The 25,522-nt window shown below is 69.2% G+C and carries 22 protein-coding genes; 10 read left to right on the top strand and 12 right to left on the bottom strand.

Going from position 1 to position 25,522, the window contains the following annotated elements; all coding sequences use genetic code 11:
* Positions 1-126: 126 nt before the first annotated feature.
* The 5 genes from QTI51_RS33620 to msrA all read right to left on the bottom strand — a co-directional run bounded on the left by QTI51_RS33620 (position 127) and on the right by msrA (position 6,027).
* Positions 127-2,238, bottom strand: a complete 2,112-nt coding sequence (locus QTI51_RS33620; protein WP_116912777.1) for a TonB-dependent receptor — start codon at positions 2,236-2,238, stop codon at positions 127-129.
* Positions 2,239-2,318: 80 nt separating this feature from the next.
* Positions 2,319-2,735, bottom strand: coding sequence for a hypothetical protein (locus tag QTI51_RS33615; protein ID WP_116912776.1), 417 nt, complete (start codon positions 2,733-2,735; stop codon positions 2,319-2,321).
* Between the two features lie 17 nt (positions 2,736-2,752).
* Positions 2,753-4,930 (bottom strand): TonB-dependent receptor, encoded by a 2,178-nt coding sequence (locus QTI51_RS33610; RefSeq protein WP_116912775.1) that lies wholly within the window; start codon positions 4,928-4,930, stop codon positions 2,753-2,755.
* Between the two features lie 80 nt (positions 4,931-5,010).
* Positions 5,011-5,430, bottom strand: coding sequence for a hypothetical protein (locus QTI51_RS33605; RefSeq protein WP_116912774.1), 420 nt, complete (start codon positions 5,428-5,430; stop codon positions 5,011-5,013).
* A 42-nt stretch (positions 5,431-5,472) separates the two neighbouring features.
* The gene (gene msrA, locus QTI51_RS33600; RefSeq protein WP_116912773.1) at positions 5,473-6,027 is read right to left on the bottom strand and encodes a peptide-methionine (S)-S-oxide reductase MsrA; all 555 of its coding nucleotides are present in this window, start codon (positions 6,025-6,027) and stop codon (positions 5,473-5,475) included.
* 139 nt (positions 6,028-6,166) lie between these two features.
* Here msrA and QTI51_RS33595 point away from each other — a divergent pair, with 139 nt between their 5' ends.
* From QTI51_RS33595 to QTI51_RS33580, 4 genes are read left to right on the top strand one after another with little or no spacing between them, the layout of a single operon-like run.
* Positions 6,167-6,889 (top strand): TetR/AcrR family transcriptional regulator, encoded by a 723-nt coding sequence (locus tag QTI51_RS33595; protein ID WP_116912772.1) that lies wholly within the window; start codon positions 6,167-6,169, stop codon positions 6,887-6,889.
* A gap of 21 nt (positions 6,890-6,910) precedes the next feature.
* Positions 6,911-7,588 (top strand): protein-L-isoaspartate O-methyltransferase family protein, encoded by a 678-nt coding sequence (locus tag QTI51_RS33590; protein WP_116912771.1) that lies wholly within the window; start codon positions 6,911-6,913, stop codon positions 7,586-7,588.
* 16 nt (positions 7,589-7,604) lie between these two features.
* Positions 7,605-7,940, top strand: a complete 336-nt coding sequence (locus QTI51_RS33585) for a rhodanese-like domain-containing protein (protein WP_116912913.1) — start codon at positions 7,605-7,607, stop codon at positions 7,938-7,940.
* Between the two features lie 14 nt (positions 7,941-7,954).
* Positions 7,955-9,508 (top strand): TolC family outer membrane protein, encoded by a 1,554-nt coding sequence (locus tag QTI51_RS33580; protein ID WP_116912770.1) that lies wholly within the window; start codon positions 7,955-7,957, stop codon positions 9,506-9,508.
* Positions 9,509-9,551: 43 nt separating this feature from the next.
* Here the strand turns inward: QTI51_RS33580 and QTI51_RS33575 are convergent, their stop codons facing one another.
* Together QTI51_RS33575 and QTI51_RS33570 are read right to left on the bottom strand one after the other, a co-directional pair.
* Positions 9,552-10,937, bottom strand: a complete 1,386-nt coding sequence (locus QTI51_RS33575; RefSeq protein ID WP_116912769.1) for a 3-deoxy-D-manno-octulosonic acid transferase — start codon at positions 10,935-10,937, stop codon at positions 9,552-9,554.
* A gap of 19 nt (positions 10,938-10,956) precedes the next feature.
* Positions 10,957-12,339 carry a phosphomannomutase/phosphoglucomutase gene (locus QTI51_RS33570; RefSeq protein WP_116912912.1) on the bottom strand — a complete coding sequence of 461 codons (1,383 nt, stop codon included), beginning with the start codon at positions 12,337-12,339 and terminating at the stop codon, positions 10,957-10,959.
* A 110-nt stretch (positions 12,340-12,449) separates the two neighbouring features.
* On the opposite strand from QTI51_RS33570, the gene QTI51_RS33565 reads away from it, so the two are divergent.
* From QTI51_RS33565 to QTI51_RS33555, 3 genes are all read left to right on the top strand, one after another.
* Positions 12,450-14,087, top strand: a complete 1,638-nt coding sequence (locus QTI51_RS33565) for a DNA-3-methyladenine glycosylase 2 family protein (protein WP_116912768.1) — start codon at positions 12,450-12,452, stop codon at positions 14,085-14,087.
* 6 nt (positions 14,088-14,093) lie between these two features.
* Positions 14,094-14,591, top strand: coding sequence for a methylated-DNA--[protein]-cysteine S-methyltransferase (locus QTI51_RS33560; RefSeq protein ID WP_116912767.1), 498 nt, complete (start codon positions 14,094-14,096; stop codon positions 14,589-14,591).
* Positions 14,592-14,660: 69 nt separating this feature from the next.
* The gene (locus QTI51_RS33555) at positions 14,661-15,602 is read left to right on the top strand and encodes a DMT family transporter (RefSeq protein ID WP_116912766.1); all 942 of its coding nucleotides are present in this window, start codon (positions 14,661-14,663) and stop codon (positions 15,600-15,602) included.
* Positions 15,603-15,668: 66 nt separating this feature from the next.
* Here the strand turns inward: QTI51_RS33555 and QTI51_RS33550 are convergent, their stop codons facing one another.
* Entirely contained in the window at positions 15,669-16,640 is a 972-nt protein-coding gene (locus QTI51_RS33550) for a LysR family transcriptional regulator (RefSeq protein WP_116912765.1), read from the bottom strand.
* A 139-nt stretch (positions 16,641-16,779) separates the two neighbouring features.
* Between QTI51_RS33550 and QTI51_RS33545 the strand changes: the two genes are divergently transcribed.
* Positions 16,780-17,538 (top strand): SDR family oxidoreductase, encoded by a 759-nt coding sequence (locus tag QTI51_RS33545; RefSeq protein WP_116912764.1) that lies wholly within the window; start codon positions 16,780-16,782, stop codon positions 17,536-17,538.
* Positions 17,539-17,593: 55 nt separating this feature from the next.
* Here the strand turns inward: QTI51_RS33545 and QTI51_RS33540 are convergent, their stop codons facing one another.
* A complete protein-coding gene (locus tag QTI51_RS33540) occupies positions 17,594-18,256 on the bottom strand; it encodes a DUF1345 domain-containing protein (RefSeq protein ID WP_116912763.1) in 663 nt (220 codons plus the stop codon).
* Between the two features lie 252 nt (positions 18,257-18,508).
* Here QTI51_RS33540 and QTI51_RS33535 point away from each other — a divergent pair, with 252 nt between their 5' ends.
* Positions 18,509-19,354: a hypothetical protein gene (locus tag QTI51_RS33535; protein WP_116912762.1), complete on the top strand. Its 846-nt coding sequence runs from the start codon at positions 18,509-18,511 to the stop codon at positions 19,352-19,354.
* A gap of 126 nt (positions 19,355-19,480) precedes the next feature.
* Positions 19,481-21,124 carry a class I adenylate-forming enzyme family protein gene (locus tag QTI51_RS33530; RefSeq protein WP_116912761.1) on the top strand — a complete coding sequence of 548 codons (1,644 nt, stop codon included), beginning with the start codon at positions 19,481-19,483 and terminating at the stop codon, positions 21,122-21,124.
* A 25-nt stretch (positions 21,125-21,149) separates the two neighbouring features.
* Here the strand turns inward: QTI51_RS33530 and QTI51_RS33525 are convergent, their stop codons facing one another.
* From QTI51_RS33525 to QTI51_RS33515, 3 genes are all read right to left on the bottom strand, one after another.
* Positions 21,150-22,868: a thiamine pyrophosphate-dependent enzyme gene (locus QTI51_RS33525; protein WP_116912760.1), complete on the bottom strand. Its 1,719-nt coding sequence runs from the start codon at positions 22,866-22,868 to the stop codon at positions 21,150-21,152.
* Positions 22,869-22,971: 103 nt separating this feature from the next.
* Positions 22,972-24,417, bottom strand: a complete 1,446-nt coding sequence (locus tag QTI51_RS33520; protein WP_116912759.1) for an amidase — start codon at positions 24,415-24,417, stop codon at positions 22,972-22,974.
* Positions 24,418-24,470: 53 nt separating this feature from the next.
* The gene (locus QTI51_RS33515; RefSeq protein WP_116912911.1) at positions 24,471-25,517 is read right to left on the bottom strand and encodes an oligopeptide/dipeptide ABC transporter ATP-binding protein; all 1,047 of its coding nucleotides are present in this window, start codon (positions 25,515-25,517) and stop codon (positions 24,471-24,473) included.
* Positions 25,518-25,522 lie beyond the last annotated feature (5 nt).

The following is a 25,522-nucleotide window of genomic DNA, read 5'->3' as shown; positions in this document are numbered from 1 at the left end:
CTGTCTTGCTCCTTCCCCCTCTGGGGGAAGGCTGGGATGGGGGCAAGCGGCGTTTGCAAAAGCCGCTGCCTCATCAAAGGCCGCGAGCCCCCGCCCTCCCCCGGAAGGGGAGGGAGAAAACCAAACTCAGAACGTCACGCGCAAACCCACCTTCAACGTGCGCCCCGGCAGCGGCGCATTCGGGTACACCGTCGTCGTCAGGATCGACGTCGGGCTGTACGCCAGCTTGTTGCCGATGTTGTCCATGCGCGCATACCAGGTCAGGTTGGCGCGCTGCACCTTCATGCGGTACGTGATGGCCGCGTTCCACAGCGTGTACGCCTCGGTCTCGCGCGCGCCCACCGTCGGAATGCGGCGCTGCGCCGCGTTGTAGTCGAAGCCCACGCGCGCGCTCCACGGACCGCTGCCGTAGGCCAGCGTCGCACCCATCCGCAACGGCGCGATGCGCGGCAGCGGCTCGCCGGTGTCGAGGTTCTTCGCGCGCACGATGTCGCCGCGCCATTCGAGGTCGAGCGTGTCCGCGTCGCGCAGGCGCCCGAAACCGTCCGCGCCCAAGAGCCGCAGGTTGCCGTTGGCCTCGATGCCGGTGAAGCGCGCACGCACGCCGCCGTAGACGTACTCGGCCAGCGTGTCGGTGGCGCCCGGCTCGGCCACGTTGCCCTCCTCGTCGAGGTTGCGCCCCGACGCCGTGAGGCCGATGTAGTTCTGGAAGCGCGTGACGTACGCGTTGACGCGCGCCGTGTTCGGCCCCGACTTCCATTGCGCGCCCAGGTCGAAGCCGGTCGACTTCTCCTTCTTCAGGTTCGGGTCGCCCACCTCCCACGCGGCCGTGGCCACGTGCGGGCCGTTGGCCAGCAGCTCGTAGTCCTTGGGCGCGCGCTCGGTGTAGGCCAGGTTCGAGGTCAGCTGCCACTGCGGCGCCAGGTTGACCAGCGCCCCGAAGGCCGCGCTGTGCGGGTTGAAGGTGCGCTCGCCGATGGCGAAGCGCGTCACGCTCGGGTCGTCCGGGTAGCCCAGCGACCGAATGCGGACCTGCTCGGTGCGCGCGCCGAAGCTCAGCCGGCCCCACGAGGTGCCGAGCTCTTCGTGCAGGAAGAAGGCGTTCGAGCGCGTGCGGCTGTGCGGCGCAAAGGCCTCCTCGCCGTCGGCGGCGAAGCGGTTGGTCTCGCTGCTGAAGCCCACCAGGCCTTCGAAGTTGCCGATCTTCTGGTGGCGCGCCTCGATGCGCAGGTCGTTGCTCATGTTCGAGAAGGCGGTGCCGGCCTGGCCGCCTTCGAACTCGGTGTGGCGGTAGTCGGTGTGGCTCAGCTTGGCGTGGATGCTGCTGATGAAGCCGCCCGGGCGCCACTCGCCCTCGATGGCGTAGCGGTCCGACTTCATGCCGATGGTCACGTCGTCTTCCGCCACGGTGCCGTAGGTGCTGCGGTAGGTGCTGACCGAGGCGCCGATGTAGCCCTGGTCGAAGAACAGCGTGCCGCCGACCGCGCCGCCGTGCGCCTCGTTGGCCGAGTTGCAGATCTTGCGCGCCGACCACGGCGAGCCGGGCTTGCTGCATTCGAGCGTGATGGGCACCGACACGTCTTTCGAGTCGCGGTTGAAGGCGTCGACGTGTACCGCGATGCGGTCGTTGCCGCCTTCGAGCACCACGCCGCCGTTCTTCTCCTTGTTGCCGGTGGCATAGCCCAGGTCGGCACGGCCGCCGAAGCCGTTGAGGGGTTCGGTGGGAATGCGGTTGTCGATCACGTTCACCACGCCGCCCACGGCGCTGCCGCCGTACTGCAGCGCCGACGGGCCGCGCAGCACCTCGATGCGCTCGGTGACCAGCGCGTCGACCGGCACCGCATGGTCGTAGCTGAGCGCCGAGGCGTCGGGCGCGCCGCCGCCGTTCTGCAGGATGCGGATGCGGTCGCCGTCCTGGCCGCGAATGATCGGTCGGCTCGCGTTGGGGCCGAAGTAGCTGCTGCTCACGCCGGGCACGTTGTTGAGCGTTTCGCCCAGCGTCGATTCGGAACGCAGCAGCAGCCTGTCGCCCGACAGCGTGGTGGTGGGCGCGATGAGGTCGGAGGCGCCGAGCGGGTTGCCGGTGACGGTGACTTCGCGCAGGCTGGCGGGGTCGGCAGGGACGGCTTGGACCTGGGTTGGAACCTGGGCCTGGGCTTGCGCGTGCGCGATACCCGCGAACGAAGCGAGCGAAAGAATGGCAGCGCCCACGGCGTTGCGGCGGAAATTGGGGGTCATGAAAAAAACATTCGTTGAATCGAGGAACGACCGGCCGCGCCCCGCGTGATGCGAGGGAAAGCAACCGGCACTCAGGAAATTCAGCGAACAGGAGGCGGCCCGCGCGCCTCGAACAGCGAGACCCAGCGGGCGACGGCCTCGCCCTCCAGGAAAGCGAAGGTGGCTGCCGGCAGCAGCATCGGCAGCACGACCAGCGGCACGCCCGGCGCGCTGGCGCCGTGCGCGAGCTGGTCGTACAGGCGGCATTGCGCATCGGTCTTGTCGCCGAACAGCGCGTGGATCCAGCCGTGCCGAGATAACGCGGGGCTGGCTTCGGCCTGGGCCTGGGCCTGCACATTGCCCTGGCCGGCCGTGGCCAGCACGGCGCGCACTTCGGCGAGCGCGCGCGCCTGGTCGCCCGGCACATGCAGCGTGGCATGCACGAGGCCGAGCGTCGACGCCAGCCACACCGCAAGCAGCAGTGTGGAAGCGACGGAGCGCAACAGCCTCGTGTGCATCGTCAGGCCTCGGTGCTTCAGAAGTGCGTGGTCATGCTGACGTACAGGCTGCGCCGGGTGCCGTACTGCGGCGCGCCCACGCCCACGCCCGTGCCGTCGCGCAGCAGGTAGCCCTTGTCGAACAGGTTCAGGATGGCGACGCGGCCGACGATGTCGCCGCCCGAGGCCTCCTTCCACGTGTGCGAGTAGGCGGCGTTCACCACCGCGTAGTGCGGCAGCGCGGCGCTGTTGGGCGCGCCGTCGTCGGGCGTGCGGCGCAGGCCGCTGCCGAAGACCAGGTCGCCGCTGACCTGGTTGTCGCCGAAGCGGTAGCTCGCGCCGCCCGACAGCGTGTACGTCTGGTCATGGTCCAGGTACACGTAGTGGTTGGCGATGTAGCTCAGCTCGTCGGCGCCGAACAGCGACTGGCTCGACACGATGTTCCTGCCCATCGCCTTCTGGTAAGCGAAGTTGGCGTAGGCCGACCAGTGCTCGTCGTTGTAGCGCGCCGACATTTCCAGCCCGCGCGCGAAGCCCTTGGCGTAGTTGAAGGGCGACAGGATCAGCGCCTGGCCGAACTGCCCTTCGTCGAGCAGGTTGGTGATGTTCTTGTAGTACACGTCGGCCGACAGCGACAGGTTGTCGTTCACCTTGTGGTCCAGGCCCAGGTCGAAGTAGTGCGTGCGCTCGGCCTTCACCGGGTCGGAGTTGGCGATCTCCGGCTGGTTGGTGGTGCCCGCATACAGGTCGATGCTCTGCTGCGAGGCCAGCTCCTGCGGCGGCGGCGTGAAGTAGCGGGCATAGCCCGCGTGCAGCGCGGTGTCGCCGGTGAGCTTGTACGCCAGGTTCAGGCGCGGGCTCCACTGGTGCTCCTTGGTGAACGCGTCGACGCTGTCGTAGCGCAGGCCGTAGTTGAAGGTCAGTTGGGGGTCGATGCGCCATTCGTCCTGCACGTACAGGCTGGCGAGCTGGCCGACCTTGCCGGAGTTGTCGTTGATCAGCACCGGCGTATTGCCGGCCTGCGCGCCGCTGTCGTCCACCGGAAACACGTTCACCGCATTGATGCTGCGCGTGCTCTGCCGCGTGTAGGCCCCGCCGAAGCGCAGCGTGTGGGCGTCGCTCAGCTTGTACGAGGCATCGGCCTGCAGGCCGTTCGAGCTGTTGGAGCGCAGGGTGTCGGAGGCCACGCCGTTGTAGACCAGGTCGCCGACGGCGTCCGGCACGTAGTGCAGGTTGGAGTACTGGTGAAAGGCCGAGACCTGGAAGTCGAGCGCGCCCAGCGTCTTCTGGAACGACAACGCCACGAAGCGCGTGGCCTCGGTCTGGCGCTCGCGCACGTCCGACGAAGGCAGCCCGTTGTAACCGCTGCCCAGGTCGCTGTAGCCCGCCAGCGAGAAGGCCGGCGCCTGGTTCGGGTTGGTCGGGATCTGGAACTTGCCGTTGTACGTGCCGAACATCAGGCCCAGGCGGGTGTCGGCGTCCAGGTAGTAAGACAGGTTGCCGAAGGTCTTGCCCTGGCGCGTGCGGTCGTTCTGCGCGGTGAGCGTGGGCTGCGGGTTCTCGATGCCGTTGGTGTTCGACACCAGGCTGCCCGACAGGTAGTAGCTCAGGTTGCCGGTGGTGCCGTAGACCGAGGCGCTTTCCTCCAGCGTGTTGTGGCTGCCGAAGGTGAAGCCGAGCGAGCCGCCCGGCTTGCCCAGGCCCTGCTTGGTCTGGATGTCGACCACGCCGGCGGTGCGCAGGCCGTACTGCGCGGGCAAGGCGCCGGTGAGGAAGTCGACCGAGTCGATGTAGCGCGTGTCCAGCGACTGGCCGAAGCCAGAGATGCCCTCGGGCAGCTGCACGCCGTTGATGCGGTACTGCACGTTGCCGTGGTCGTCGCGCACGTGCAGGGAGCCGGAGGCCTTGGAGTCCTTGGCGACGCCCGGCAGGGTGAGCAGCACGTCGTCCAGCGGGGTGGCGTCGCCCTTGCCGAGCGCGTCGATGGCGGCGCGGTCGATGCGGTAGACGGTGGCGCCGACCTCGGGCGAGAGCTCCATGCGCGCCTTCTTCAGGCGCTCGGACTGGGACTGGATCTCGACCGTGGACAAGGTGCCGGGCGGCGTGCTGGCCGCGTCGGGCGACACGGTGACGGTGGCGTCCTGCGCCAGCGCGGGCCAGGACAAAAGGGAAAGAACGGCGACGCCGATGGCGTTGCGACGGAAATTGGGAATCATGGATGGGGCACTCGTTGAATCAATGAACGTCCGCCGCCGCCCGCGCAAGGCGGGTGGCGGCAGCCGGAACACAGGGGGATTCAGCGAGAGGAAGGCGGGCCGCGCGCGTCGAACAGCGCGACCCATCGGGCGATGGCCTCGCCCTGCAGCCAGGCGAAGGTGGCCGCCGGCAGCAAGATCGGCAGCACCACCAGCGGCACGTTCGGCGTGGCGCTGCCGTCGCCGAGCTGGTCGTACAGGCGGCACTCGGCGTCGGTGTGCTCGCCGAAGAGGCTGCCCAGGCCGTGGGCGTGCTTGTGCACGTCGCCCTGGGCCTGTGCCGCGGTGGCAGTGGCAGTGGCACCGACGAGGGGGGCCGAGGCGGTCGCGGCTTCGGCCAGGCCGGGCACGTGCAGCGAACGGTGCATCACGCCCAGCGTGCCGGCGATCCACAACGCGAACGCCAGCGCGACGAGGATCGCGCGGGCGGAACGGGAAGGGGAACGGCGGGCTGTCAGCATGGTGCGCAGGGCGGTGGGCTCAGGTCTCGGCTCGGGCCTCGGTCAGGCCTTCTTGACGCGCGAGGCGAAGGTCTTTTGGAATTTCTCGACCTTCGGGCCGACCACGAACGCGCAGTAGCCCTGCCTGGGATGGTTCAGGAAGTAGTCCTGGTGGTAGGCCTCGGCCGCCGAGTAGTTGGCCAGCGTGGCCACCTCGGTGACCACGGGAGCGCGGTAGGCCTTGCTCGCCTCGAGCTCGGCGATGACCGCCTGCGCCACCTGCTTCTGCGCGTCGCTCGTCACGTAGATGCCGCTGCGGTACTGGGTGCCGACATCGTTGCCCTGGCGGTCGGGCGTGGTCGGGTCGTGCACCACGAAGAAGATCTCCAGCAGCTCGCGCAGGCCGATCTGCGCCGGGTCGAACTGCAGCTTCACCACCTCGTTGTGCCCGGTGCGGCCGGTGCAGACCTGCTCGTAGGTCGGGTTCACGACCTGGCCGTTGCAATAACCCGACTCCACGTCCAGCACGCCCTGCACCCGGTCGAACACCGCTTCGGTGCACCAGAAGCAGCCACCGCCGAGGACGATGGTGTCGGTGGAAGGGGGCGAAGGCGGCAAAGACGGTGGAAAGGAAGAAGGCGCAGAGGAAGACAAGGGCACTGTTCCGGCAGGTTGGCAAAAGACGAACCCGATATTGTCGCGGCTTGACGTGACGGATGCCGGTCACTACATTACTAACCCGCGAGTCATTAACCCCATGCCAACCCCCCGTTCCTTCGTCGACAAGATCTGCCCGGTGCGCTCCAAGCGCGAGCGCCGGAAAGAAGCGCGCCCCGGCGAACTGCTGGCCGCTGCGCTCGACCTGTTCGTGGAAAAAGGCTTCGCCGCCACCCGCTCCGAAGAAGTGGCGGTGCGCGCCGGGGTGTCCAAGGGCACGCTTTTTCTCTACTTTCCGAGCAAGGAAGAGCTGTTCAAGGCCGTGGTCATCGAGAACCTCGGCGGCCGCTTCACCGAGTGGAACGCCGAGTTCGAGGCCTTTGAGGGCACCACGTCCGACATGCTGCGCTATTGCATGAACGTGTGGTGGGAGCGCGTGGGCAACACCCAGGCCTCGGGCCTCACCAAGCTCATGATGGGCGAAGGTGCCAACTTTCCCGAGCTGGCGGAGTTCTACCGCCGCGAGGTGGTGCGCCCCGGCCACGACCTGCTGCGACGCATTTTCCAGCGCGGCATCGACAGCGGCGAGTTCGCGCCCATGGACGTCGACCACGCCATTTATTCGGTGGTGGCGCCCATGGTCTTCCTCATGCTCTGGAAGCATTCGGCCATGGTCTGCGTCGACGGCGTGTCGACGCTCGACCCCGAAAAATACGTCGCGATCCAGGCCGACGTGGTCATCAACGGGCTCAGCGCGCACCCCGGAAGGCCGAGCGCGCCGCTGGCGTCACCGGTGCCACCTAAAATTGAAGGTTTGTCCTGAGCCCACTAGGAAAACCACGCCATGAACCCCACCCCCACCCTCGAGCGCTTGCGCTTCAACATGATCGAACAGCAGATCCGCCCCTGGGATGTGCTTGAAACCGACATCCTCGAACTGCTGGCCCAGATCCACCGCGAAGACTACGTGCCCGAAGAGCACCGCACCCTGTCGTTCTTCGACATGGAACTGCCGCTGCTGGACGGCTCGGTGCCCGGCGAATTCATGCTGTCGCCCAAGGTCGAGGCCCGCACCTTGCAGGACCTGCATGTGCAGAAGCACGAATCGGTGCTCGAGATCGGCACCGGCTCCGGCTTCATGGCCGCCCTGCTCGGCGCCCGTGCCGCCCAGGTGCTGTCGCTCGAGATCAACCCCGTGCTGGCCGCCCGCGCCGCGCAAACGCTGCGCCAGAACGGCGTGACCAACGTCGAAGTGCGCCACGCCGACGGCGCCGTGCCCCTGGCCAGCGGCCCGAGCTTCGACGTGATCGTGCTCAGCGGCTCGGTGGCCCGCATTCCGCAGAACCTGCTGGGTTCGCTGAAGGTCGGCGGTCGCCTCGCGGCCATCGTGGGCGAAGAGCCGATGATGCGTGCCCATTTCGTCACCCGCACCAGCGAAAGCAAGTGGGACACCATCCAGCCCTGGGACATCGTGGCGCCGCGCCTGCTGAACTTTCCCGAGCCTTCGCGCTTCTCGTTCTGAGCGGCGGTTGACCGACATGATCGACCAAGTCCGCCCCGCCGACCTCGCCGCCTGGTTCGCCCAGGACCCCGCGGCCATTCCGGTGCTGCTCGACGTGCGCGAGCCGTGGGAACTGCAGACGGCGAGCGTGACGCCCCAGGGCTTCACCCTGCTGGCGATTCCGATGAACGAAATCCCCGGCCGGCTCGCCGAGCTGGGCGAGGACCATCGCATCGCCTGCCTTTGCCATCACGGCGCGCGCAGCCAGCGCGTGGCCGCCTTCCTGAACCAGAACGGCTTTGCCGAGCTCGCCAACGTGGCGGGCGGCATCGACGCCTGGTCTTCCCACGACCCCACGGTCCCACGCTACTGATTCAAGGACGTTCAATGCCTCCCAGGCCCCGGCTTTCGCCCCTTACCGCAGCGCTCGCAAGCACCTTCGCAGCCCTGCTCGCATTGCCGGCCCAGGGCCAGACACTGAACGAACTCTACGACGCCGCCCGCGGCTACGACGCCACGTACCAGGGGGCCCGGGCCCAGTACGACGCCAACGTGGCGCGCGCCGCGCAGGCCAAGGCGGGCATCCTGCCGGCGGTGGGCCTCACGGCCGGCGTGACGCGCAGCGACATCGAGATCGACACCCTCACCGGTGCCGGCCGCGGCACCACCACGCCGCGCGACTTCAACACGCAGAACGTGGGCATCAACGCCACGCAGCCGCTGTACCGGCCCGCCAACTGGGCCACCTACGAGCAGGGCAAGCGCCAGGCCGACATCGCGCAGGCGGTGTTCACCATCGCCGAGCAGGACCTGATCGTGCGCGTGAGCCAGGCCTACTTCGACGTGCTCGCCAGCCAGGACAGCCTGGCGCTGGTGCGCGCGCAGAAGGTGGCCGTGGCCGAGCAGCTGGCCTCGGCCAAGCGCAACTTCGAGGTCGGCACCTCGACCATCACCGACTCGCGCGAGGCCCAGGCCCGCTACGACCTGGTGATCGCGCAGGAAATCGCGGCCGAGAACGACCTGCAGGTGAAGAAGGTGGTGCTCGACCAGCTGGTCGGCCGGCCGGGCAGCGTGCCGGTGCCGCTGCAGGTGCCGGTGGTGCTGCCCGTGGCCATGCCCGCGGACATCAACGCCTGGGTCGCGCAGGCCGACAACGTGCACCCCGCCATCCAGCAGGCCCGCCTGGGCGTGGACGTGGCCGGGCTCGAGGTCGAGAAGGCCAAGGCCGGCCACAAGCCCACGCTGGACGCCAACCTGGGCTACAACGTGACGCGAAACCCGACCGGCACCACCACCAGCACGGTGGGCACGCGGGCCAACGCGGCCACGGTGGGCGTGGTCTTCAACCTGCCGCTGTTCGCCGGCTTCGCGACCGAGAACCGCATCAAGGAAACGCTGGCGCTCGAAGACCAGTCGCGCAGCGTGCTCGAAGGCACGCGCCGCAACGTGGCGCAGTCGACGCGCGCGGCGTACCTGGGGCTGGTGTCGGGCGCGGGCCAGGTGAAGGCGCTGGAGGCGGCCGAGTCGTCGAGCCAGAGCGCGCTGGACGCCAACCGCCTGGGCTACCAGGTGGGCGTGCGCATCAACATCGACGTGCTGAACTCGCAGAGCCAGCTGTTCCAGACCAAGCGCGATCTGGCACAGGCGCGCTACAACGTGCTGCTGGGCAACCTGAAGCTGCGCCAGGCCAACGGCACGCTGACGACGGACGACATGAATGCGATCAACGCGACGCTGGCGAGCAACGGCAGCGTGCCCGCGGTGCCGGCGGCCACGGCGCCGGACCGGGGTAGCAGCAGCACCCCCTCGTCGGCGGTGCCGGTCGCGCCGCGCAGCATTCCGGTGATTCCGCCGGTGCCGGTGCAGCCGTTCAATCCGCCGGCGCCGGTGATGCCGACGGCGCCCGTGCCGCCTGTGATCCTGAATCCGCCGGTGCGCTGAGGTGTTTTCCTTCCCCCGGAGGGGGAAGGAGCAAATACAAAACTCAGTCCAGCGTGGGTTCCGCGCGCGGCGGTTCGGTGTCGTCCAGCGGCGCGGCCGCGGTCGCGACCGGTTCCGCGGCCTGCGCAATCGCCAGCACCGCCGTCGCCGTGCGCTCGGCGGCCCCGCGGTTCGACGACGAAAAGCCCAGCGCGGCCTGTGCCATCACGGCGCGGCGCTCGGGGTTCTCGACCAGCTTCAGCGCCGCCGTCACCGCCTGCTCCATGCCCTCGACACGCAGCGACGCACCCGCCTGCAGCGACAGCTGCGAAGCCTCGGCGAAATTGAAGGTCGACGGGCCCATCACCACCGGGCAGCCGCAGGCGGCCGGCTCGATCAGGTTCTGCCCGCCCAGCGGCTCGAAGCTGCCGCCCAGCAGCGCCACGTCGGCCAGGCCGTAGTACAGCGCCATTTCACCGAGCGAATCGCCCAGCCAGATCTCGGCCTCGGCCGGCTGCCCCGCGGCGCTGCGGCGCGCCACGGCGAAGCCCTCGGCCTCGATCAGCGCGGCCACTTCGTCGAAGCGCTGCGGGTGGCGCGGCACGATCATCCATTGCACGTCGTGCACGCGCTTGGCAATCGAGCGGATCGCGCCCTGCTCCGGCGGCACCGGCTGCGTGGCGCCGAAGCGCTTGAGCACTTCGAGCAGCATGCGCTCCTCGCCGTCGCGCGAGCTCGCGAGCACCACCATCGGCTTGGGCAGCCGCTCGCGCAGCGACACGGCCGCGGTGAGCTGGCGCTCGTCGGGCGTGGCGTCGAACTTCAGGTTGCCGTACACGCCGGCCACCTTGGCGCCCAGCGACACCAGCCGGTGCGCGTCGGCCTCTGTTTGCGCCCACACGGCCGTCAGCGCCGAATACGCGGGGCGCGACAGCCAGGCCAGGCGCTCGGCCGCGGCCAGCGACTTTTCGCTGAGCCGCGCATTAGCCAGCACCAGCGGAATGCGGCGCTCGGCGCAGGCGGCGGCCATCACGGGCCAGACCTCGGTTTCCATCAGCACGCCGATGCGCGGCTCGAACTTGTCCAGGAAACGCTTCACGGCGCCCGGCGTGTCCCAGGGCTGCCACACCTGCGTGTCGCCGGGTTCGAGCAGCTTGGCGCCCTCTTCGCGGCCGGTGGCGGTGCCGTGCGTCAGCAGAATGGGCACGCCCGGGTACTGGCGGCGCAGCTCGGCGATCAGGATGGCGGCGGCACGCGTCTCGCCGAGCGACACGGCGTGCACCCAGCACTGCGCCTGGCCGGTGGTGGCCGCGTCGTAGTGGCCGAAGCGCTCCTCCACGGCCACGCCATAGCCCGGCTCGGCCTGCGCACGGCGCCGCAGCTTGCGGCGCACCAGCGGTTGCACAACGGTGGTGAAGACGCCGTACAGGCGCAGCAACAAGGAACGCACAGGGTCGGTTCGTTTCAGTTCAGTGGCTGGCTTCGGCCAGCCTGGCGTCGGGCTTGGCCGTGCGCAGCAGCGCGAGCATCTCGGCTTCGATGCGCTTCAGCGCGGCATCGGTCTGGCCTTCGAAGCGAAGCACGAGCACGGGGGTGGTGTTGGATGCGCGAATCAGCCCGAAGCCATCGGGCCAGTCCACGCGCAGGCCGTCGATGGTCGAGACCTTCGCGGGCGCCGCGAAGCTGGCGCCCTTCACGAGCTGCTCGACCACGGTGTGCGGCTCGCCTTCGGCGCAGGCCACGTTCAGCTCGGGCGTAGAGAAGCTGGTGGGCAGCCCGTTGAGCACGGCGTTGGCGTCGGGGCTCTTGCTCAGTATCTCGAGCAGGCGGCAGCCCGCGTAGGTGCCGTCGTCGAAGCCGAACCAGCGCTCCTTGAAGAAGATGTGGCCGCTCATTTCGCCGCCCAGCGGCGAATCGATTTCCTTCATCTTCGCCTTGATGAGCGAGTGGCCGGTCTTGTAGATCATGGCCTTGCCGCCGGCCGCCTCGATGGCCGGCGCCAGCCGCTGCGAGCACTTCACGTCGAAGATGATGGTGCCGCCCGGCACGCGCGACAGCACGTCCTGCGCGAAGAGCTGCATCTGGCGGTCGGGGAAGATGTTCTGGCCGTCCTTGGTGACGATGCCCAGGCGGTCGCCGTCGCCGTCGAAGGCCAGGCCCAGTTCGGCGTCGCCGGCGGCCAGCGCGGCCATCAGGTCCTTCAGGTTCTCGGGCTTGCTCGGGTCGGGATGGTGGTTGGGGAAGTTGCCGTCGACCTCGCTGTACAGCTCGGTCACGTCGCAGCCGATGGCGCGGAAGATGGCCGGGGCCGAGGCGCCGGCAATGCCGTTGCCCGAATCGACCACGATCTTCATGGGGCGCGCCAGCTTGATGTCGCCGGCAATGCGCTTCACGTAGGCCTCGGTCACGTCGACCCTGCGCACGCTGCCGCCGGGCGCTAGCTGGGCGCTGCCGGCTTCCATGGTCTTGCGCAGGCCCTGGATTTCTTCGCCGTAGATCGCGCGGCCGGCCAGCACCATCTTGAAGCCGTTGTAGTCCTTGGGGTTGTGGCTGCCCGTGACCTGGATGCCGCTCGTGCACAGCGTGTGGGCCGCGAAGTACAGCATGGGGGTGGTGACCGCGCCCACGTCGATCACCTCGACGCCGGTGGCCACCAGGCCCTTGATCAGCGCCTCGGCCAGCGCGGGGCCCGACAGGCGTCCGTCGCGCCCCACCGCCACCGACTTCTCGCCGGCGGCGCGCGCGGCGCTGCCGAAGGCCCGGCCGAGCGCTTCGGCCACGTCGGCATCGAGGGTTGTGGGCACCACGCCGCGGATGTCATAGGCCTTGAAGATCGACGCGCTGAGCTGCATGAAGTGCGATTCCCGTTGGTTTTGCGAACGGGGCATTGTAGGCAAGGCACCGGGCAGGCACATGTCCGAAAACGGCCAGTTGAAACGACTCGAAACCTTATGATTTCCCCATGCCTACCACCCACGCCCCCACCGAAGCGCTCGAGAGCGACGCCTGCTACCTGGCGATGAAGACGCACGACGCGCGCTTCGACGGGTCGTTCTTCACCGCGGTGACCTCCACCGGCATCTACTGCCGCCCGGTGTGCCGCGTGAAGCTGCCGCGGCGCGAGAACTGCCGCTTCTTCCGCCACGCGGCGCAGGCCGAGGCCGCGGGCTTTCGCCCCTGCCTGCGCTGCCGGCCCGAGCTGGCCCCCCGCGCGAACGGCGCGGCCAGCTGGTCGACCGAAGACGCCTCGCGCATCCTCGCGCTGCAGGCGGCACGGCTCATCGACGAGCCCGACGCATGGGCCGAAGACGGCCCCGGCGCCGCGCAGATCGCCGCGCGGCTGGGCGTGAGCGACCGCCACCTGCGGCGCATCTTCGAGGTGCAGTTCGGCGTGTCGCCGCTGCAGTACCTGCAGACGCGCCGCCTGCTGGCCGCCAAACAGCTCATCGCCGACACGCGCCTGCCGATGACGCAGGTGGCGCTGGCCAGCGGCTTCGCGAGCGTGCGGCGCTTCAACGCGGCCTTTCTCGAACACTACGGTCTGAACCCCAGCGCCCTGCGCCGCGCCGGCGGCACCGCGGCCGACGGTGAAGGCGGCCCCGCCAGGCCCATCGAGGTGCGGCTGGGTTTTCGGCCGCCCTACGACGCCAACGCCATGCTCGGCTTCTTCGCGCGCCGCGCGCTGCGGGGCATCGAAGCCGTGTCGACGGCGGACGGCAAGGAGCCCGCCAAGGGCAGCACGCCCACCTATGTGAAGCTGTCGCGCACGCTGCGCATCCAGCAGGGCGCGCAGGCGCATGCCGGCTGGCTGCAGCTGCGCTTCGACCTGGAGCGCGAGCAGGTGCTGCTGTCGGTCAGCGACTCGCTCGCGCCCGTGCTGCCGATCGTCATCAGCCGCGCGCGGGCGCTGTTCGACCTCGACGCCGAGCCGATGGCCATCAACGCGGCGCTGCACGCGGCGTTTCCGCACGGCGACGGGCTGCGCGTGCCCGGCGCGGTCGACGGCTTCGAGCTGGCGGTGCGCGCGGTGCTGGGCCAGCAGGTCACGGTGGCCGCGGCGCGCACGCTGGGCTCGCGGCTGGTCGAGGCCTTCGGCGAGCCGCTGGCCACGCCCATCGACGGCCTGGCCCGGCTGTTTCCCACGCCCGCCGCCATCGCGGCGGCCAGCGGTGACGCGCTGGGCCAGCTCGGCATCGTGCGGCAGCGGCAGACCGCGCTGCACGCCATTGCCCAGCAGGTGCTGGACGGCAAGCTGGCGCTGCATGCGGGTGCCGACGTGCCCTCGACCATCGCGGCCCTGCAAGAGCTGCCGGGCATCGGCGCCTGGACCGCGCAGTACATCGCCATGCGCGCGCTGCGCTGGCCCGACGCCTTTCCGGCCGGCGACGTCGCGCTGCAGAAGGCGCTGGGCGTGAGCACGGCGCGCGCCGCCAGCGAGGCCTCGCAGGCCTGGCGGCCGTGGCGCAGCTATGCGGTGCTGCGCGCGTGGCATGCGCCCACGGCCTCCCCTTCCCTTTCTTCTCCTTCTTCCTCGTTGCCGGGTGCGGACGCAACCGCCACGGCACTCCCCCTCGTCACCACGGCAGGCCTTGCCGCCTGAAACGCCATGAAGTTCAAGAGCAAAGTCATCTACAGCTCGCACCTCGACACGCCGCTGGGCGGCATGACGATGGCGGCCACCGACCAGGGCCTGGCCGGCGTCTGGTTCGACCAGCAACGCCACTGGCCCGACACCACGGGCTGGATCACCCGGGACGACCACCCGGCGCTGGTCGAGGCGGCCGCGCAGCTGCGCGACTACTTCGCCGGCAAGCGCGACAGCTTCGACATGAAGCTCGACCTGTCGCACGGCACTGCCTTCCAGCAGAGCGTGTGGCAGCAGCTGCTGGCCATTCCGGCCGGCGCCACCGTGAGCTACGGCGCGCTCAGCGCGAACGTGGGCAACCCGAGCGCCGTGCGCGCGGTGGGCGCGGCCGTGGGGCGCAACCCGATCAGCGTGATCGTGCCCTGCCACCGCGTGCTGGGCGCCGACGGTTCGCTGACCGGTTACGCTGGCGGGCTGGAGCGCAAGACCGCCCTGCTCGAGCTGGAGAAGGCGCGCTGAGTTCACACGCTCGCGCGCACCGGCTCACCAGCTCGCAAGTGCAGGGCACCCCATAAAAACAGAGGACGCATGACCGCCACGACCAACAACACCACCCCCGCCAAACCCCTCGCCCCCAAGGCCTGGCTCGTCGACCTCGTGCTGCTCGGCGCGCTCTGGGGCGCCTCCTTCCTGTTCATGCGCATCGGCGCGGCCGAGTTCGGCGCGCTGCCGGCGGCCGCGGTGCGCGTGGCGATCGCCGCGCTGTTCCTGCTGCCCATCGCGCTGCTGCGCGGCCAGGGCCCCAGCCTGGCGAAGCACTGGAAGGCCAGCTTCGCGGTCGGCGTCTTCAACTCGGGCATGCCCTTCGCGCTCTTCTGCTTCGCGCTGCTGACCATCAACACCGGCCTGGCCGCCGTGCTCAACGCGACCACGCCGATGTTCGGCGCGCTGGTGGCGTGGGCGTGGTTTCGCGAGCGCCCGGCAGGCTCGCGCATCGTGGGGCTGGTGATCGGCTTTGCCGGCGTCGCCATGCTGGCCAGCCGCAGCGCCGGCCTGCATGCGGGCGCCAGCGGCAATGCCGCGCTCTTCGCGGTGCTGGCCTGCCTGGGCGCGTGCCTGTGCTACGGCATTTCGGCCAGCGCCACGCGGGCGCACCTGGGCGGCGTGCCCGCGCTCACCACGGCCACCGGCAGCCAGATCGGCGCCACCCTGTTCCTGGCCATTCCGGCGCTCTGGCTCTGGCCCGCGCAAATGCCCAGCCTGCGCGCCTGGCTCGCGCTGCTGGCGCTGGGCATCGCCTGCACCGGCGTCGCGTACATCCTGTTCTTTCGGCTGATCGAACGCGCCGGCCCTGCGCGCGCGCTGACCGTGACCTTCCTGGTGCCGGTGTTCGCGCTCTTCTACGGCGCGGTGTTCCTCGGCGAAAGCATCACGCAGTGGATGCTGATGTGCGCCGCCGTCATCGTGTGCGGCGTGGCGCTGTCGACCGGCATCGTCAAACTGGGGCTGCCGCGCAAGGCTTCGGCCTGAGCTTGCGGTAACGGACATTGCGGCAACGCGGCGTGCGGCGCCCTGTGCCGTGCCCGTGCCGTTCATTCATCGCCGGCGCGGCTTCCTGCGCCCCTTGGCCTCCGCCGCGGCGAGCTCCCTGGCGTCCAGCACGTACTCGCGCGACTGCGCCAGCCGTTCCACCGCCAGGTCGATGAAGGCACGCACCCGCGACGGCAACGCCGTGCGGCTGCCGTAGTAAACGTGCACGCCCATGTGGTCGCTGACGTGGTCGACCAGCAGCGGCACCAGCCGCCCTGAACGAATCAGCGGCGCGGCCGACAGGTTCGACAACATGCCGATCACCTGGCCCGAGAGCACCGCCTCGGTCTCCAGTTGCGCGTCGTTCGTCGACAAGGTGGGCGGCAGGTCGTGCGAAACCACCTCGCCGCCGACCTTGAAGAGCCAGGGCAGCACGCGCCCGGTGGCGGATTGGCGGAACACGCTGCACCGGTGCGAGGCCAGCTGCTCTATGGAATTCGGCGCGCCATGCGCAGCGATATAGGCCGGCGCCGCGCAGACGATGAGCTGCATCGCGAACAGCCGGCGCGCCGCCACGCCGTCCTGCGGCGCGGAGCCGATGCGAAAGCCGACGTCGGCGCGGTCCTGCACCCAGTTGCCGATGCGGTCGTCGAGCTTCAGGTCGGGCTGCACGCCGGGGTGGCGCCTGCAGAACTCCTCGATCAGCGGCCACAGCAGCGGCAAGAACGCGTACCTGGGGGCCACGATGCGCAGCGGCCCCGCGATCTCGTCCTTGGCGGTGCGCGCGCGGTCCACCGCGCGTTCCAGCGCCGCCAGGGCAGGCTGGGTGGCCTCGAGAAACTGCTGCCCCTCGAACGTGAGCGCGATGCTGCGCGTCGTGCGGTGCAGCAGGCGCACGCCCAGACGCGCCTCCAGCGCCGCGAGCGCCTGGCTCGCGGCCTGCGGGCTCACGCCCTGGGCCGCCGCCGCACGCCGGATGCTGCCGAGCTCGATCGCCTTGGTGAAGGTCTCGATGGCGCGAAAGTCGCTGATGGCCACGTGGTGCTCCCCTGATTTGCTGGATATACGAGCCCGACAGTATCAACCTGTGCTTGCGAGTGGTGCAAGAAACGGCCTTCTAGTCGGTTGACAGTGCGCTGCCTACAGTCGGGCGCTCCATCAACACCCGGAGCAATTCATGAGCAGTCACATCGAAGGCAAGGTCATCGTCATCACCGGCGCCAGCAGCGGCCTGGGCGAAGCGGCGGCACGCCTGCTGAGCGCGCAGGGCGCGCGCGTCGTGCTCGGCGCGCGGCGCATCGACCGCCTGCAGGAATTGGTCGACACGCTGAACGGGCCACGAGGGGCCGAACAATCTCGTGCATTGGCCGTCGCCACCGACGTCACCGTGCCCGAACAGGTCAAGCACCTGGTCGACACCGCCGTGCAGGCCTTCGGGCGCATCGACGTCATGGTGAACAACGCGGGGCTCATGCCGCTGTCGCCGCTGGAGCGGCTGAAGATCGGCGACTGGGACCGCATGATCGACGTGAACCTGAAGGGCGTGCTGTACGGCGTGGCCGCGGCGCTGCCGCACATGCAGCGCCAGATGGGCGGCCAGTTCGTCAACGTGGCGTCGGTGGCGGGGCACAAGGTGCTGGTCAACGGGGCGGTCTACAGCGCGACCAAGCATGCGGTGCGGGCCCTGTCCGAAGGCCTGCGGCAGGAGACAAAACCCTGGAACATCCGCACCACCATCGTGTCGCCGGGCGCGGTCGACAGCGAGCTGAAGGCCAGCGTCACCGAGCCCGACATCGCGCGCGGCATGAAGGACTTCTACCAGGCCGTCGCCATTCCGGCCGACGCCTTCGCGCGCGCCGTCGCCTTCGCCATCGACCAGCCCGAGGACATGGACGTGAACGAGATCGTGTTCCGCCCGACGCGCCAGGTGCCCTGAGCGCCGGGCGTCGAGCACCGACTGCGTAGGCCCGTGGGTGGCCTGTGGATGAGCCCTAGATGGCGCCCGCCACCACGTTGACCGACAGCGCCAGCACCAGCATGTTGAACGCGAAGGCCAGCACGCTGTGGAACAGGGTGATGCGCCGCATTTCCTTCGAGGTGGCCTGCACGTCGGACACCTGCGAGGTCATGCCGATCACGAACGAGTAGTAGAGAAAGTCGAAGTACTCGGGCGCGTCGTCCTTGCCCGGAAAGTCCAGCCCGCCGTCGGGCGTGCCGCCCTTCTGGTCGATGTAGTAGCGGTGCGCGTAGTGAAAGGCATAGATGGTGTGCATCATCAGCCACGAGCCCGCCAGCGCCACCAGCCCCAGCGCGACGTGCGCGGCGCGCTCCCAGCCGCTCAGCTGCTTCACCTGCTGCAGCATCATGGCGATGGCCACCACGCTGACGGCCACGACCACCAGCATCGACACCAGGATCACGATGTTGGGCTGGTCGAGCTGCTGCGCGCGTTCGCGCGTGCGCCTGGCATCGAAGGTGTCGGCCAGCCACCACGTGAGCACCTGGTACACCAGCACGCCGACGCACCAGCCGGCCAGCCCGCGCGCCATGCTGCTCAGCGGCACCGGCATCAACGCGGCCGCGGTGGCCGCGGCCGCGATGCCGCCGTAGAGAAGACGCTGGCGGCCGGTGGTGGTGGAAAGGTGTCTGAGCATGCGCGCCACTTTAGCCGCTGGCCTTGCCAGACCACTCGCGTGTTCGCGCCTGTTCAGCCATCGACAAAGTCCTACATGCACAACGGCATTCCGCGCATGCAAGCACGCGTGCGACGCGCCTATCGTTGCACTCGTCTCAGGGAGCTCCGCCCACAGGCGCCACGCAGGGCCGAACGGCTTGCGTTCATTTTCATTACATGCCGCGGCGGTCACGTTTTTCCAACCCTCTTCAGGTCATCAAGGACTTCTTCCATGCTGCTTCGCACCCGCCCCTTCGATCGGACCGCAAGACTCGGCAAGCTCGGCACGTTGGGCGCCATGGTCGGCACCGGCTTTCTCATGGCCGCCACGCCCGCCCTGGCCGACCCCTCGCCCGCGCTCGACCGCTTCAGCTTTTCCGTGGGGGCGTTCAACGCCGACCCCAAGTTCAATGCCTCGGTGAACACGCCCTACGGCACGCTGCAGTCGGGTGACATCAAGCCCGGCCGCGTGACCATGCCGCGCGTCACGGCCGACGTGCTGCTGGGCGACAGCCAGGGCATTTCGTTCGACTACTACCAGTACAAGCGCGACTACTCGGGCGGTGTGGCGAACACCACGTCCTTCGGCAACTTCGGCACGCTGAACACCTTCGGCAACGCCAGCGTCAACACCAAGCTCGACTTCGCCAAGCTGTCCTACAAGTGGTGGATCGGCTCGGGCAACACCGTGCTCGGCCTGGGCGCGGGTGCCGCCTACTACCGCGCCACGCTGGGCGCGTCGGCCCTGGCTTCGGTGAACGGCCAGGTCGGCACCGTGAGCGACAGCTCCAGCGACAACGCCATCGCGCCGCTGCTCGAAATTGGCGTGCGCCATGCCATCACGCCCGACCTGCGCCTGTTCGCGGACGCCTCGGGCGTGTGGAAGAACGGTGGCCGCTTCCACGGCAACATCTACAACGCCTCGGCCGGCGTGGAGTGGTTCCCGGTGAAGAACATCGGCGTGGTGCTCTCCTATGGCGTGACCAACATCGACCTGACGCGCGAAGCCAACTTCGCGGATTCGCGGCTGAAGGTTCGGCTGCAAGGTCCGTCGGCTTTCCTGAAGGCACGCTTCTAAAGCCGACGCATCGGGTGCCAAAGGCACGGGGCGCGCCGCGGCGCCCGGTGTAGCCAGTCTTCGCAAGACGTGGTGCGGGGCCAGCCTTAGGCTGCGCTCCAACCACAGAAGACCGGAGACACCAGCATGCCTGCAGCCGCCACGGGCCTCGCGCCCTCCCAGCCCACCAGCCCCTCGCCCTCCCCTGCAGCGCCGGGCTTCCACCCGCGCATCTCGCGCGTCGCACTGGGCGACGTGATCCATCGCAGCGCACGCCGCTTCGGCACGCGCACCGCGCTGATCGAGGGCGAGCACCGCATGTCGTACAGCGAGCTCGACGCCGCGTCGAACCGCTTCGCGCACCACCTGCTGGGCCTCGGCCTGCTCGCCGGCGAGCGCGTGGGCATGCTGTGCAACAACTCCATCCAGATGGTGGTCGCGCTGCTGGGCATCCAGAAGGCGGGGCTGGTGTGGGTGCCGATCAACACCGCGCTGGCGGTGGACGCCATCGGCTACATCCTCGCGCATGCCGAGGTGCGCCACCTGGTGATCGACACCGCGCTGCATGCCAGGCCCGAACTGGGCGCGCTGCTGCAAGACACCGGCGTCGCGCCGCTGCTGTGCGTGCTCGACGGCGACACGCCGCCGCCCGGCATCGCGACCGTGCCGCAGGCCATCTCGCACGGCCCGCAGACGCTGCCCGACGTGCCCATCGACAGCACGCAGCTCGCGCTCATCATGTACACCAGCGGCACCACCGGCCGCCAGAAGGGCGTGATGCATTCGCACGCGTCGGTGCACTCGGTGCTGCTCAGCAACATGGTCGAGTGGGCTAGCAGCCCCGAGCGCGCCGACGTGTGGAGCAGCGTGCTGCCGCTGTTCCACTGCGGCCAGCACACGGTGCTGATGTCGGCGCTGGCGGTGGGCGGCGCGCTGGTGGTGCTGCGCGGCTTCGACCCCGGCGCGGTGCTGGGCGCCATCGAGCGCCACAAGATCACCGTGATGGTCGGCCTGCCCATGATGTACGGCGCGCTGCTGGCGCACCCGCAGCGCGCGTCGCGCGACCTGTCGAGCCTGCGACTGTGCGTGTATGCGATGGCCCCCATGTCGCGCACCCTGCTGCTGCGCCTGCTCGACGAGTTCTGCCCCCACTTCGCGCTGGTCTCGGGCCAGACCGAGATGTACCCCGGCGCCACCATCTTCGAGGCGCACGAGCAGCGCAAGCGCTTCGGCTCCTACTGGGGCGTGGGCACGCTGGTGAACGAGGTCGCCATCATGGGCGACGACGGCGAACTGCTCGCGCCCAACCAGGTCGGCGAAATCGTCTTTCGCGGCCCCAACGTGATGCTCGGCTACTACAAGGACCCGGAGGCTACCGCCAGCGCCCAGCGCTTCGGCTGGCACCACTCGGGCGACCTCGGCAAGATGGACGACGACGGCCAGCTCATCTTTCTCGACCGCCTGAAGGACATGGTGAAGTCCGGCGGCGAGAACGTGCCGTCCATCAAGGTCGAGGAGGTGCTTCTGCGCCACCCCGGCGTGATGAACGCCGCCGTCGTGGGCCTGCCGCATGCGCACTGGGGCGAGGCCATCACCGCCTTCGTCACGCGCCGGCCCGATGCGCCCGCCGACTTCACCGAGGCCGCGCTCACCGCGCACTGCAAGGAACACCTGGGCGGCTTCGAGGTGCCGAAGGAGATCGTGTTCCTGCCCGCGCTGCCGATGACGTCCACCGGCAAGATCCAGAAGTTCGAGCTGCGCAAGGCGCACCAGGACCTGTACCAGCGGTAACGAGGCCTATCGCTACAACTCCGGATCACTGCGTGAAGTTGTCCTTGATCAGGTCCACCACGTCCGACCCGCGACCGCTGAGCACCGCCTTGGCGGAATACAGCATCGTGCCCGCCACCTGGCTGAACTCCACCTTCGGCGGCATCACCAGCTCGGTGCGGTTGACCTTCACGTCGAGCAGCGCCGGCCCCGGGTGCGCAAGAAAGGCGCGCACCGCGTCGGGCAGCTGCTCGGCGCGCTCCACCTTCTGGCCGTAGAAGCCGATCACCTCGGCCAGCCGCGCGAAGTCGGGGTTCAGCAAATCGGTGTAGTTGTCGAGCAGGCCTTCGACCTTCTGCTCCAGCTCCACGAAGTTCAGGCTCGCGTTGTTGTAGACCACCACCTTGATCGGCAGCTTCTCCTGCACCGCCGTCATCAGGTCGCCCAGCAGCATCGCGATGCCGCCGTCGCCCGAGAGAGAAATCACCTGCCGCCCCGGGTACGCCTTCTGCGCGCCCAGCGCCTGCGGCATCGCGTTGGCCATGGTGCCGTGCAGCAGGCTCACCAGCGTGCGGCGCCGCCCGTTCATGTGCAGGTGGCGCAACGACCACACCATCGGGCTGCCGCCGTCGGCGGTGAAGATCGCATCGTCGGCGGCCAGCTCGTCGATCACGTGCGTGAGGTGCTGCGGGTGGATCAGCCCTTCCTTGCCGGGTCGCTCGTCGCGCCGAAGGGTGTCGACCGCGTCCTTGCGGTGGCGCAGGCACTCGTCCAGGAAGGCGCGGTCGCTGCGCTCTTCAAGCAGCGGAATCAGCGCCTCGATGGTGTGCGCCACGTCGCCCACCAGCCCCAGCGCCACCGGATGGCGCCGCCCCAGGTGGCTGCCGTCGGTGTCTATCTGCAGGATGGTGGCCTTCGACGGATAGAACTGGCTCCACGCGAAGTCCGCGCCCAGCAGCAGCAGCGTGTCGCATTCCTGCAGCGCGCGGTAGCCCGACTCCACGCCGAAGATGCCCGTCATGCCCATGTTGAAGGGGTTGTCGTACTCCACGAAATCCTTCGCGCGCGAGGTGTGCGCAATGGGCGCCTTCAGGCACTGGCCCAGCGCCAGCAGCATCTCGTGCGCGCCTTCGCAGCCGTGGCCGGCGTAGATGGCAATCTTCTTTCCCTTGGCGAGCAGCGCGGCCAGCTGCGCCAGCTCGGCGTCGTTCGGGCGCACCACCGGCGCGGTGCGGTGCACGGCGAAGGTCAGGCCTTCTTTCACTTCGGTCTGCGCGATGTCGCTCGGCAGGATCACCACGGCCACGCCGCCGCGCGACAGCGCTGCCTGCGCCGCCAGCGCCGTCACCCGCTGCGCCTGGTCGGCCGAATGCACCTGCGCGCAGAACACGCTGCAGCCCGCATACAGCGACTTGAAGTCCACCTCCTGCGGAAAGTCCATGCCGAGCTCGCTCGTCACGATCTGGCTCGCGATGAGCACCATCGGCGCGCGGTTGCGGTTGGCCTCGAACACGCCGTTGATGAAGTGCAGCCCGCCCGGCCCGCAAGAGCCCGCGCAGGCCGTGAGCTCGCCCGAAAGGTACGACTCCGCGCCCGCGGCGAAGGCGGCGGCTTCTTCGTGGCGCACGTGCACCCATTCGATGTCGCTGCGGCGGATCGCGTCGGTCACGTGGTTCAGGGTATCGCCCACGATGCCGTAGCAGCGCTTGACGCCTGCGTGCTGCAGGGTTTCGATGACGAGGTCTGCGACTTTGCGGTGGGCCATGCGGTGCTTTCCTTTGCTGCAAATCGCAAAGGCTAAGCACCGCCTGGCCGAAGCCCGTGGGCGGGCTTCGGAAGCGCCGGTAGGAGTTCGCCGCGCGCGGCTTTCAGGCCTGCAAGAATGCCTTGGCGCGCCGCCCGTCCCACGGTGCCGCGCGCTCCAGCTGGCCGGCCAGCTGGAACATGGTGGCCTCGTCGCCGAAGCGGCCGACGAACTGCACGCCCACCGGCAGCCCTTCCTTGGTCTCGTGCAGCGGCACCGACATGCCCGGGTGCCCGGTCACGTTCCAGATCGATGTGTAGCCCGTGTGCTCGCGCGCCTTGGCCTTGTAGGCCTCGAGGTCGGTGGCTTCCATGTCCACCTTGCCAAGCTTGTGAGGCGGCGTGGCGGTCACCGGGCCCAGCAGCATGTCCCAGTTCTCGAACTTCTGGCCGAGGTTGCGGCTCACGCGCTGCAGCGTCTGGATGGCGTTCAGGTACTGCTGCGCCGTGACCGACTTGCCGGCCTCGCCGAACATGGCGGTCACGCGCTGCAGGTCGCGCCCGCTGAACTCGCGGCCCAGCTGCTGGTTGCGGCGCAGCAGCGAGGTGTACATGCTCGCGTGGATGATGTCGGAGCGGCACTGGATGTATTCCGCGTCCGAGATCACGTCGTCGAACACCGGGTCCACCCACTCCACCTGGTGGCCCAGCGACTCGCACAGCTTGGCCGCGTTCTCCACGCCCGCGCGCACCTGCGCGTCGAGCGCCACGCCCTCGAAGGACTTGAGCGACACGGCGATGCGCAGCTTCTTCGGGTCGCGCCCCACCAGGTCGAGGTACGACGCGGCCGCCGGCGGCGCGCAGTAGGGGTCGCCGGGTGCCGCTCCCTGCGTCACGTCGAGCAGCACGGCGCTGTCGCGCACCGAACGTGTCACGACGTGGTGAATGGTCATGCCGGCCCAGCTCTCGCTGATGTGCGGGCCCAGTGGAATGCGCCCGCGCGTGGGCTTCAGGCCGAACAGGCCGGTGTGCGCCGCGGGAATGCGGATGGAGCCGCCGCCGTCCGCTGCGTGCGCGCTGGGAATGACGCCGCCGGCCACCGCCGCGCAGGCACCGCCGCTGGAGCCGCCCGTGGTGTGTTCCAGGCTCCAGGGGTTTCTGCAGGGGCCGAACATCTCGGGCTCGTTGGTGGCGCTGATGCCGAACTCCGACAGGCTCGACTTGCCGAAGATGACCAGGCCCGCGCGCACATAGCGCTCGGCCAATGTGCTGTCGATGGGGGAGCTGAAATCCGCGAACAGGCGCGAGGCATTGGTGGTCGGCAGGCCCGCGTAGTACACGCCCAGGTCCTTCAGCAGAAAGGGCACGCCGCGCAGCGGCCCGTCTGGCAGACCCTGAGCGATGCGCGCGTGCGCATGCTCGAAGAAGCGCGTGGTCACCGCGTTGAGCACGGTGTCGCGCGCCTCGGTGCGGGCGATGGCCTCGTCCAGCAGTTCCTCGGCCTTCACTTCCTTGCGGCGCACCAGGTCGGCCATGGCCACTGCGTCGAGCTTGTCGTATTCGGCAATCATCGGTATCGGTTTCCTCTTGGTTGTGCGGTTCAACAGAACGCCCTGCGGAGCGTTCAACGGAAATGACAGGCCACCCACTGGCCCGTCGTCTTTTCGGCCAGCAGCGGCTCTTCGGCGCTGCAGCGCGGCTGCGCCATGGGGCAGCGCGTGTGAAAGCGGCAGCCGCTGGGCGGGGCGGCCGGGTTGGGCGGGTCGCCCTTGAGCAGGATGCGTTCGGCCCGCACGCGCGGGTTGGGAATGGGCACCGCCGACAGCAGGATCTCGGTGTACGGATGCAGCGGCTTCCTGAACAGCACGTCGCGCGTTGCCACCTCGACGATCTTGCCGAGGTACATCACGGCCACGCGGTGGCTGATGTGGCGCACCACCGCCAGGTCGTGCGCCACGAACAGGTACGCAATGCCGAACTCGGCCTGCAGGTCGGTCAGCAGGTTGATCACCTGCGCCTGCACCGACACGTCGAGCGCGGACACCGGCTCGTCGCACACGATGAGCCTGGGGTTCAGCGCCAGTGCGCGCGCAATGCCCAGGCGCTGGCGCTGGCCGCCCGAGAACTCGTGCGGAAACTTTTTCATCGCCTCGGGGCGCAGGCCCACCTTGGAGAACAGCCACGCCACGCGCTCGCGCCGCTCGGCGGCGCTGGACACGCCCGCCTGGTCCGACTGCGCAAAGTTGCGCAGCGGCTCGGCCACCAGTTCGCCCGCCTGCATGCGCGGGTTCAGCGAGGCGTACGGGTCCTGGAAGATGATCTGCAGCGCCCTGCGCTGCTGGCGCATGGCCTGCGCGTCAAGCGCCAGCAGCTCCCGGCCTTCGAGCCGCACCGAACCCGAGGTCGGCTCGATCAGCCGCAGGATCGACTTGCCCGTGGTGGTCTTGCCGCAGCCCGACTCGCCCACCAGCGCCAGCGTCTCGCCCGGCGCCACGGAGAACGAAACGCCGTCCACCGCATACACCTTGGAGGCCTTGCGCCGGCCCAGCCACGAGCCCGGCGACTCGTAGTGCTTGCGCAGGTCGCGCACCTCGATCAGCGGGGCCTTGGCTGCAGTCGCTGCAGTCGCTGCCGTTGTTGCCGCTGCTGTCGTTGCCGTCGTGGCGTTCATGCCGT

This window comes from Variovorax sp. J22G73, assembly GCF_030317035.1.
GTDB lineage: Bacteria > Pseudomonadota > Gammaproteobacteria > Burkholderiales > Burkholderiaceae_C > Variovorax.
This window is presented reverse-complemented; position numbering and strand designations above follow the sequence as displayed.

What these genes read in the sequence shown, in the direction of transcription:
- QTI51_RS33525 (WP_116912760.1), bottom strand. Translation starts at nt 22,868, where the DNA reads ATGGCCCACCGCAAAGTCGCAGACCTCGTCATCGAAACCCTGCAGCAC.
- QTI51_RS33610 (WP_116912775.1), bottom strand. Translation starts at nt 4,930, where the DNA reads ATGATTCCCAATTTCCGTCGCAACGCCATCGGCGTCGCCGTTCTTTCC.
- QTI51_RS33615 (WP_116912776.1), bottom strand. Translation starts at nt 2,735, where the DNA reads ATGCACACGAGGCTGTTGCGCTCCGTCGCTTCCACACTGCTGCTTGCG.
- QTI51_RS33580 (WP_116912770.1), top strand. Translation starts at nt 7,955, where the DNA reads ATGCCTCCCAGGCCCCGGCTTTCGCCCCTTACCGCAGCGCTCGCAAGC.
- QTI51_RS33620 (WP_116912777.1), bottom strand. Translation starts at nt 2,238, where the DNA reads ATGACCCCCAATTTCCGCCGCAACGCCGTGGGCGCTGCCATTCTTTCG.
- QTI51_RS33520 (WP_116912759.1), bottom strand. Translation starts at nt 24,417, where the DNA reads ATGATTGCCGAATACGACAAGCTCGACGCAGTGGCCATGGCCGACCTG.
- QTI51_RS33605 (WP_116912774.1), bottom strand. Translation starts at nt 5,430, where the DNA reads ATGCTGACAGCCCGCCGTTCCCCTTCCCGTTCCGCCCGCGCGATCCTC.
- QTI51_RS33595 (WP_116912772.1), top strand. Translation starts at nt 6,167, where the DNA reads ATGCCAACCCCCCGTTCCTTCGTCGACAAGATCTGCCCGGTGCGCTCC.
- QTI51_RS33545 (WP_116912764.1), top strand. Translation starts at nt 16,780, where the DNA reads ATGAGCAGTCACATCGAAGGCAAGGTCATCGTCATCACCGGCGCCAGC.
- QTI51_RS33560 (WP_116912767.1), top strand. Translation starts at nt 14,094, where the DNA reads ATGAAGTTCAAGAGCAAAGTCATCTACAGCTCGCACCTCGACACGCCG.
- QTI51_RS33515 (WP_116912911.1), bottom strand. Translation starts at nt 25,517, where the DNA reads ATGAACGCCACGACGGCAACGACAGCAGCGGCAACAACGGCAGCGACT.
- QTI51_RS33590 (WP_116912771.1), top strand. Translation starts at nt 6,911, where the DNA reads ATGAACCCCACCCCCACCCTCGAGCGCTTGCGCTTCAACATGATCGAA.
- QTI51_RS33530 (WP_116912761.1), top strand. Translation starts at nt 19,481, where the DNA reads ATGCCTGCAGCCGCCACGGGCCTCGCGCCCTCCCAGCCCACCAGCCCC.
- QTI51_RS33565 (WP_116912768.1), top strand. Translation starts at nt 12,450, where the DNA reads ATGCCTACCACCCACGCCCCCACCGAAGCGCTCGAGAGCGACGCCTGC.
- QTI51_RS33540 (WP_116912763.1), bottom strand. Translation starts at nt 18,256, where the DNA reads ATGCTCAGACACCTTTCCACCACCACCGGCCGCCAGCGTCTTCTCTAC.
- QTI51_RS33585 (WP_116912913.1), top strand. Translation starts at nt 7,605, where the DNA reads ATGATCGACCAAGTCCGCCCCGCCGACCTCGCCGCCTGGTTCGCCCAG.
- QTI51_RS33535 (WP_116912762.1), top strand. Translation starts at nt 18,509, where the DNA reads ATGCTGCTTCGCACCCGCCCCTTCGATCGGACCGCAAGACTCGGCAAG.
- QTI51_RS33555 (WP_116912766.1), top strand. Translation starts at nt 14,661, where the DNA reads ATGACCGCCACGACCAACAACACCACCCCCGCCAAACCCCTCGCCCCC.
- QTI51_RS33570 (WP_116912912.1), bottom strand. Translation starts at nt 12,339, where the DNA reads ATGCAGCTCAGCGCGTCGATCTTCAAGGCCTATGACATCCGCGGCGTG.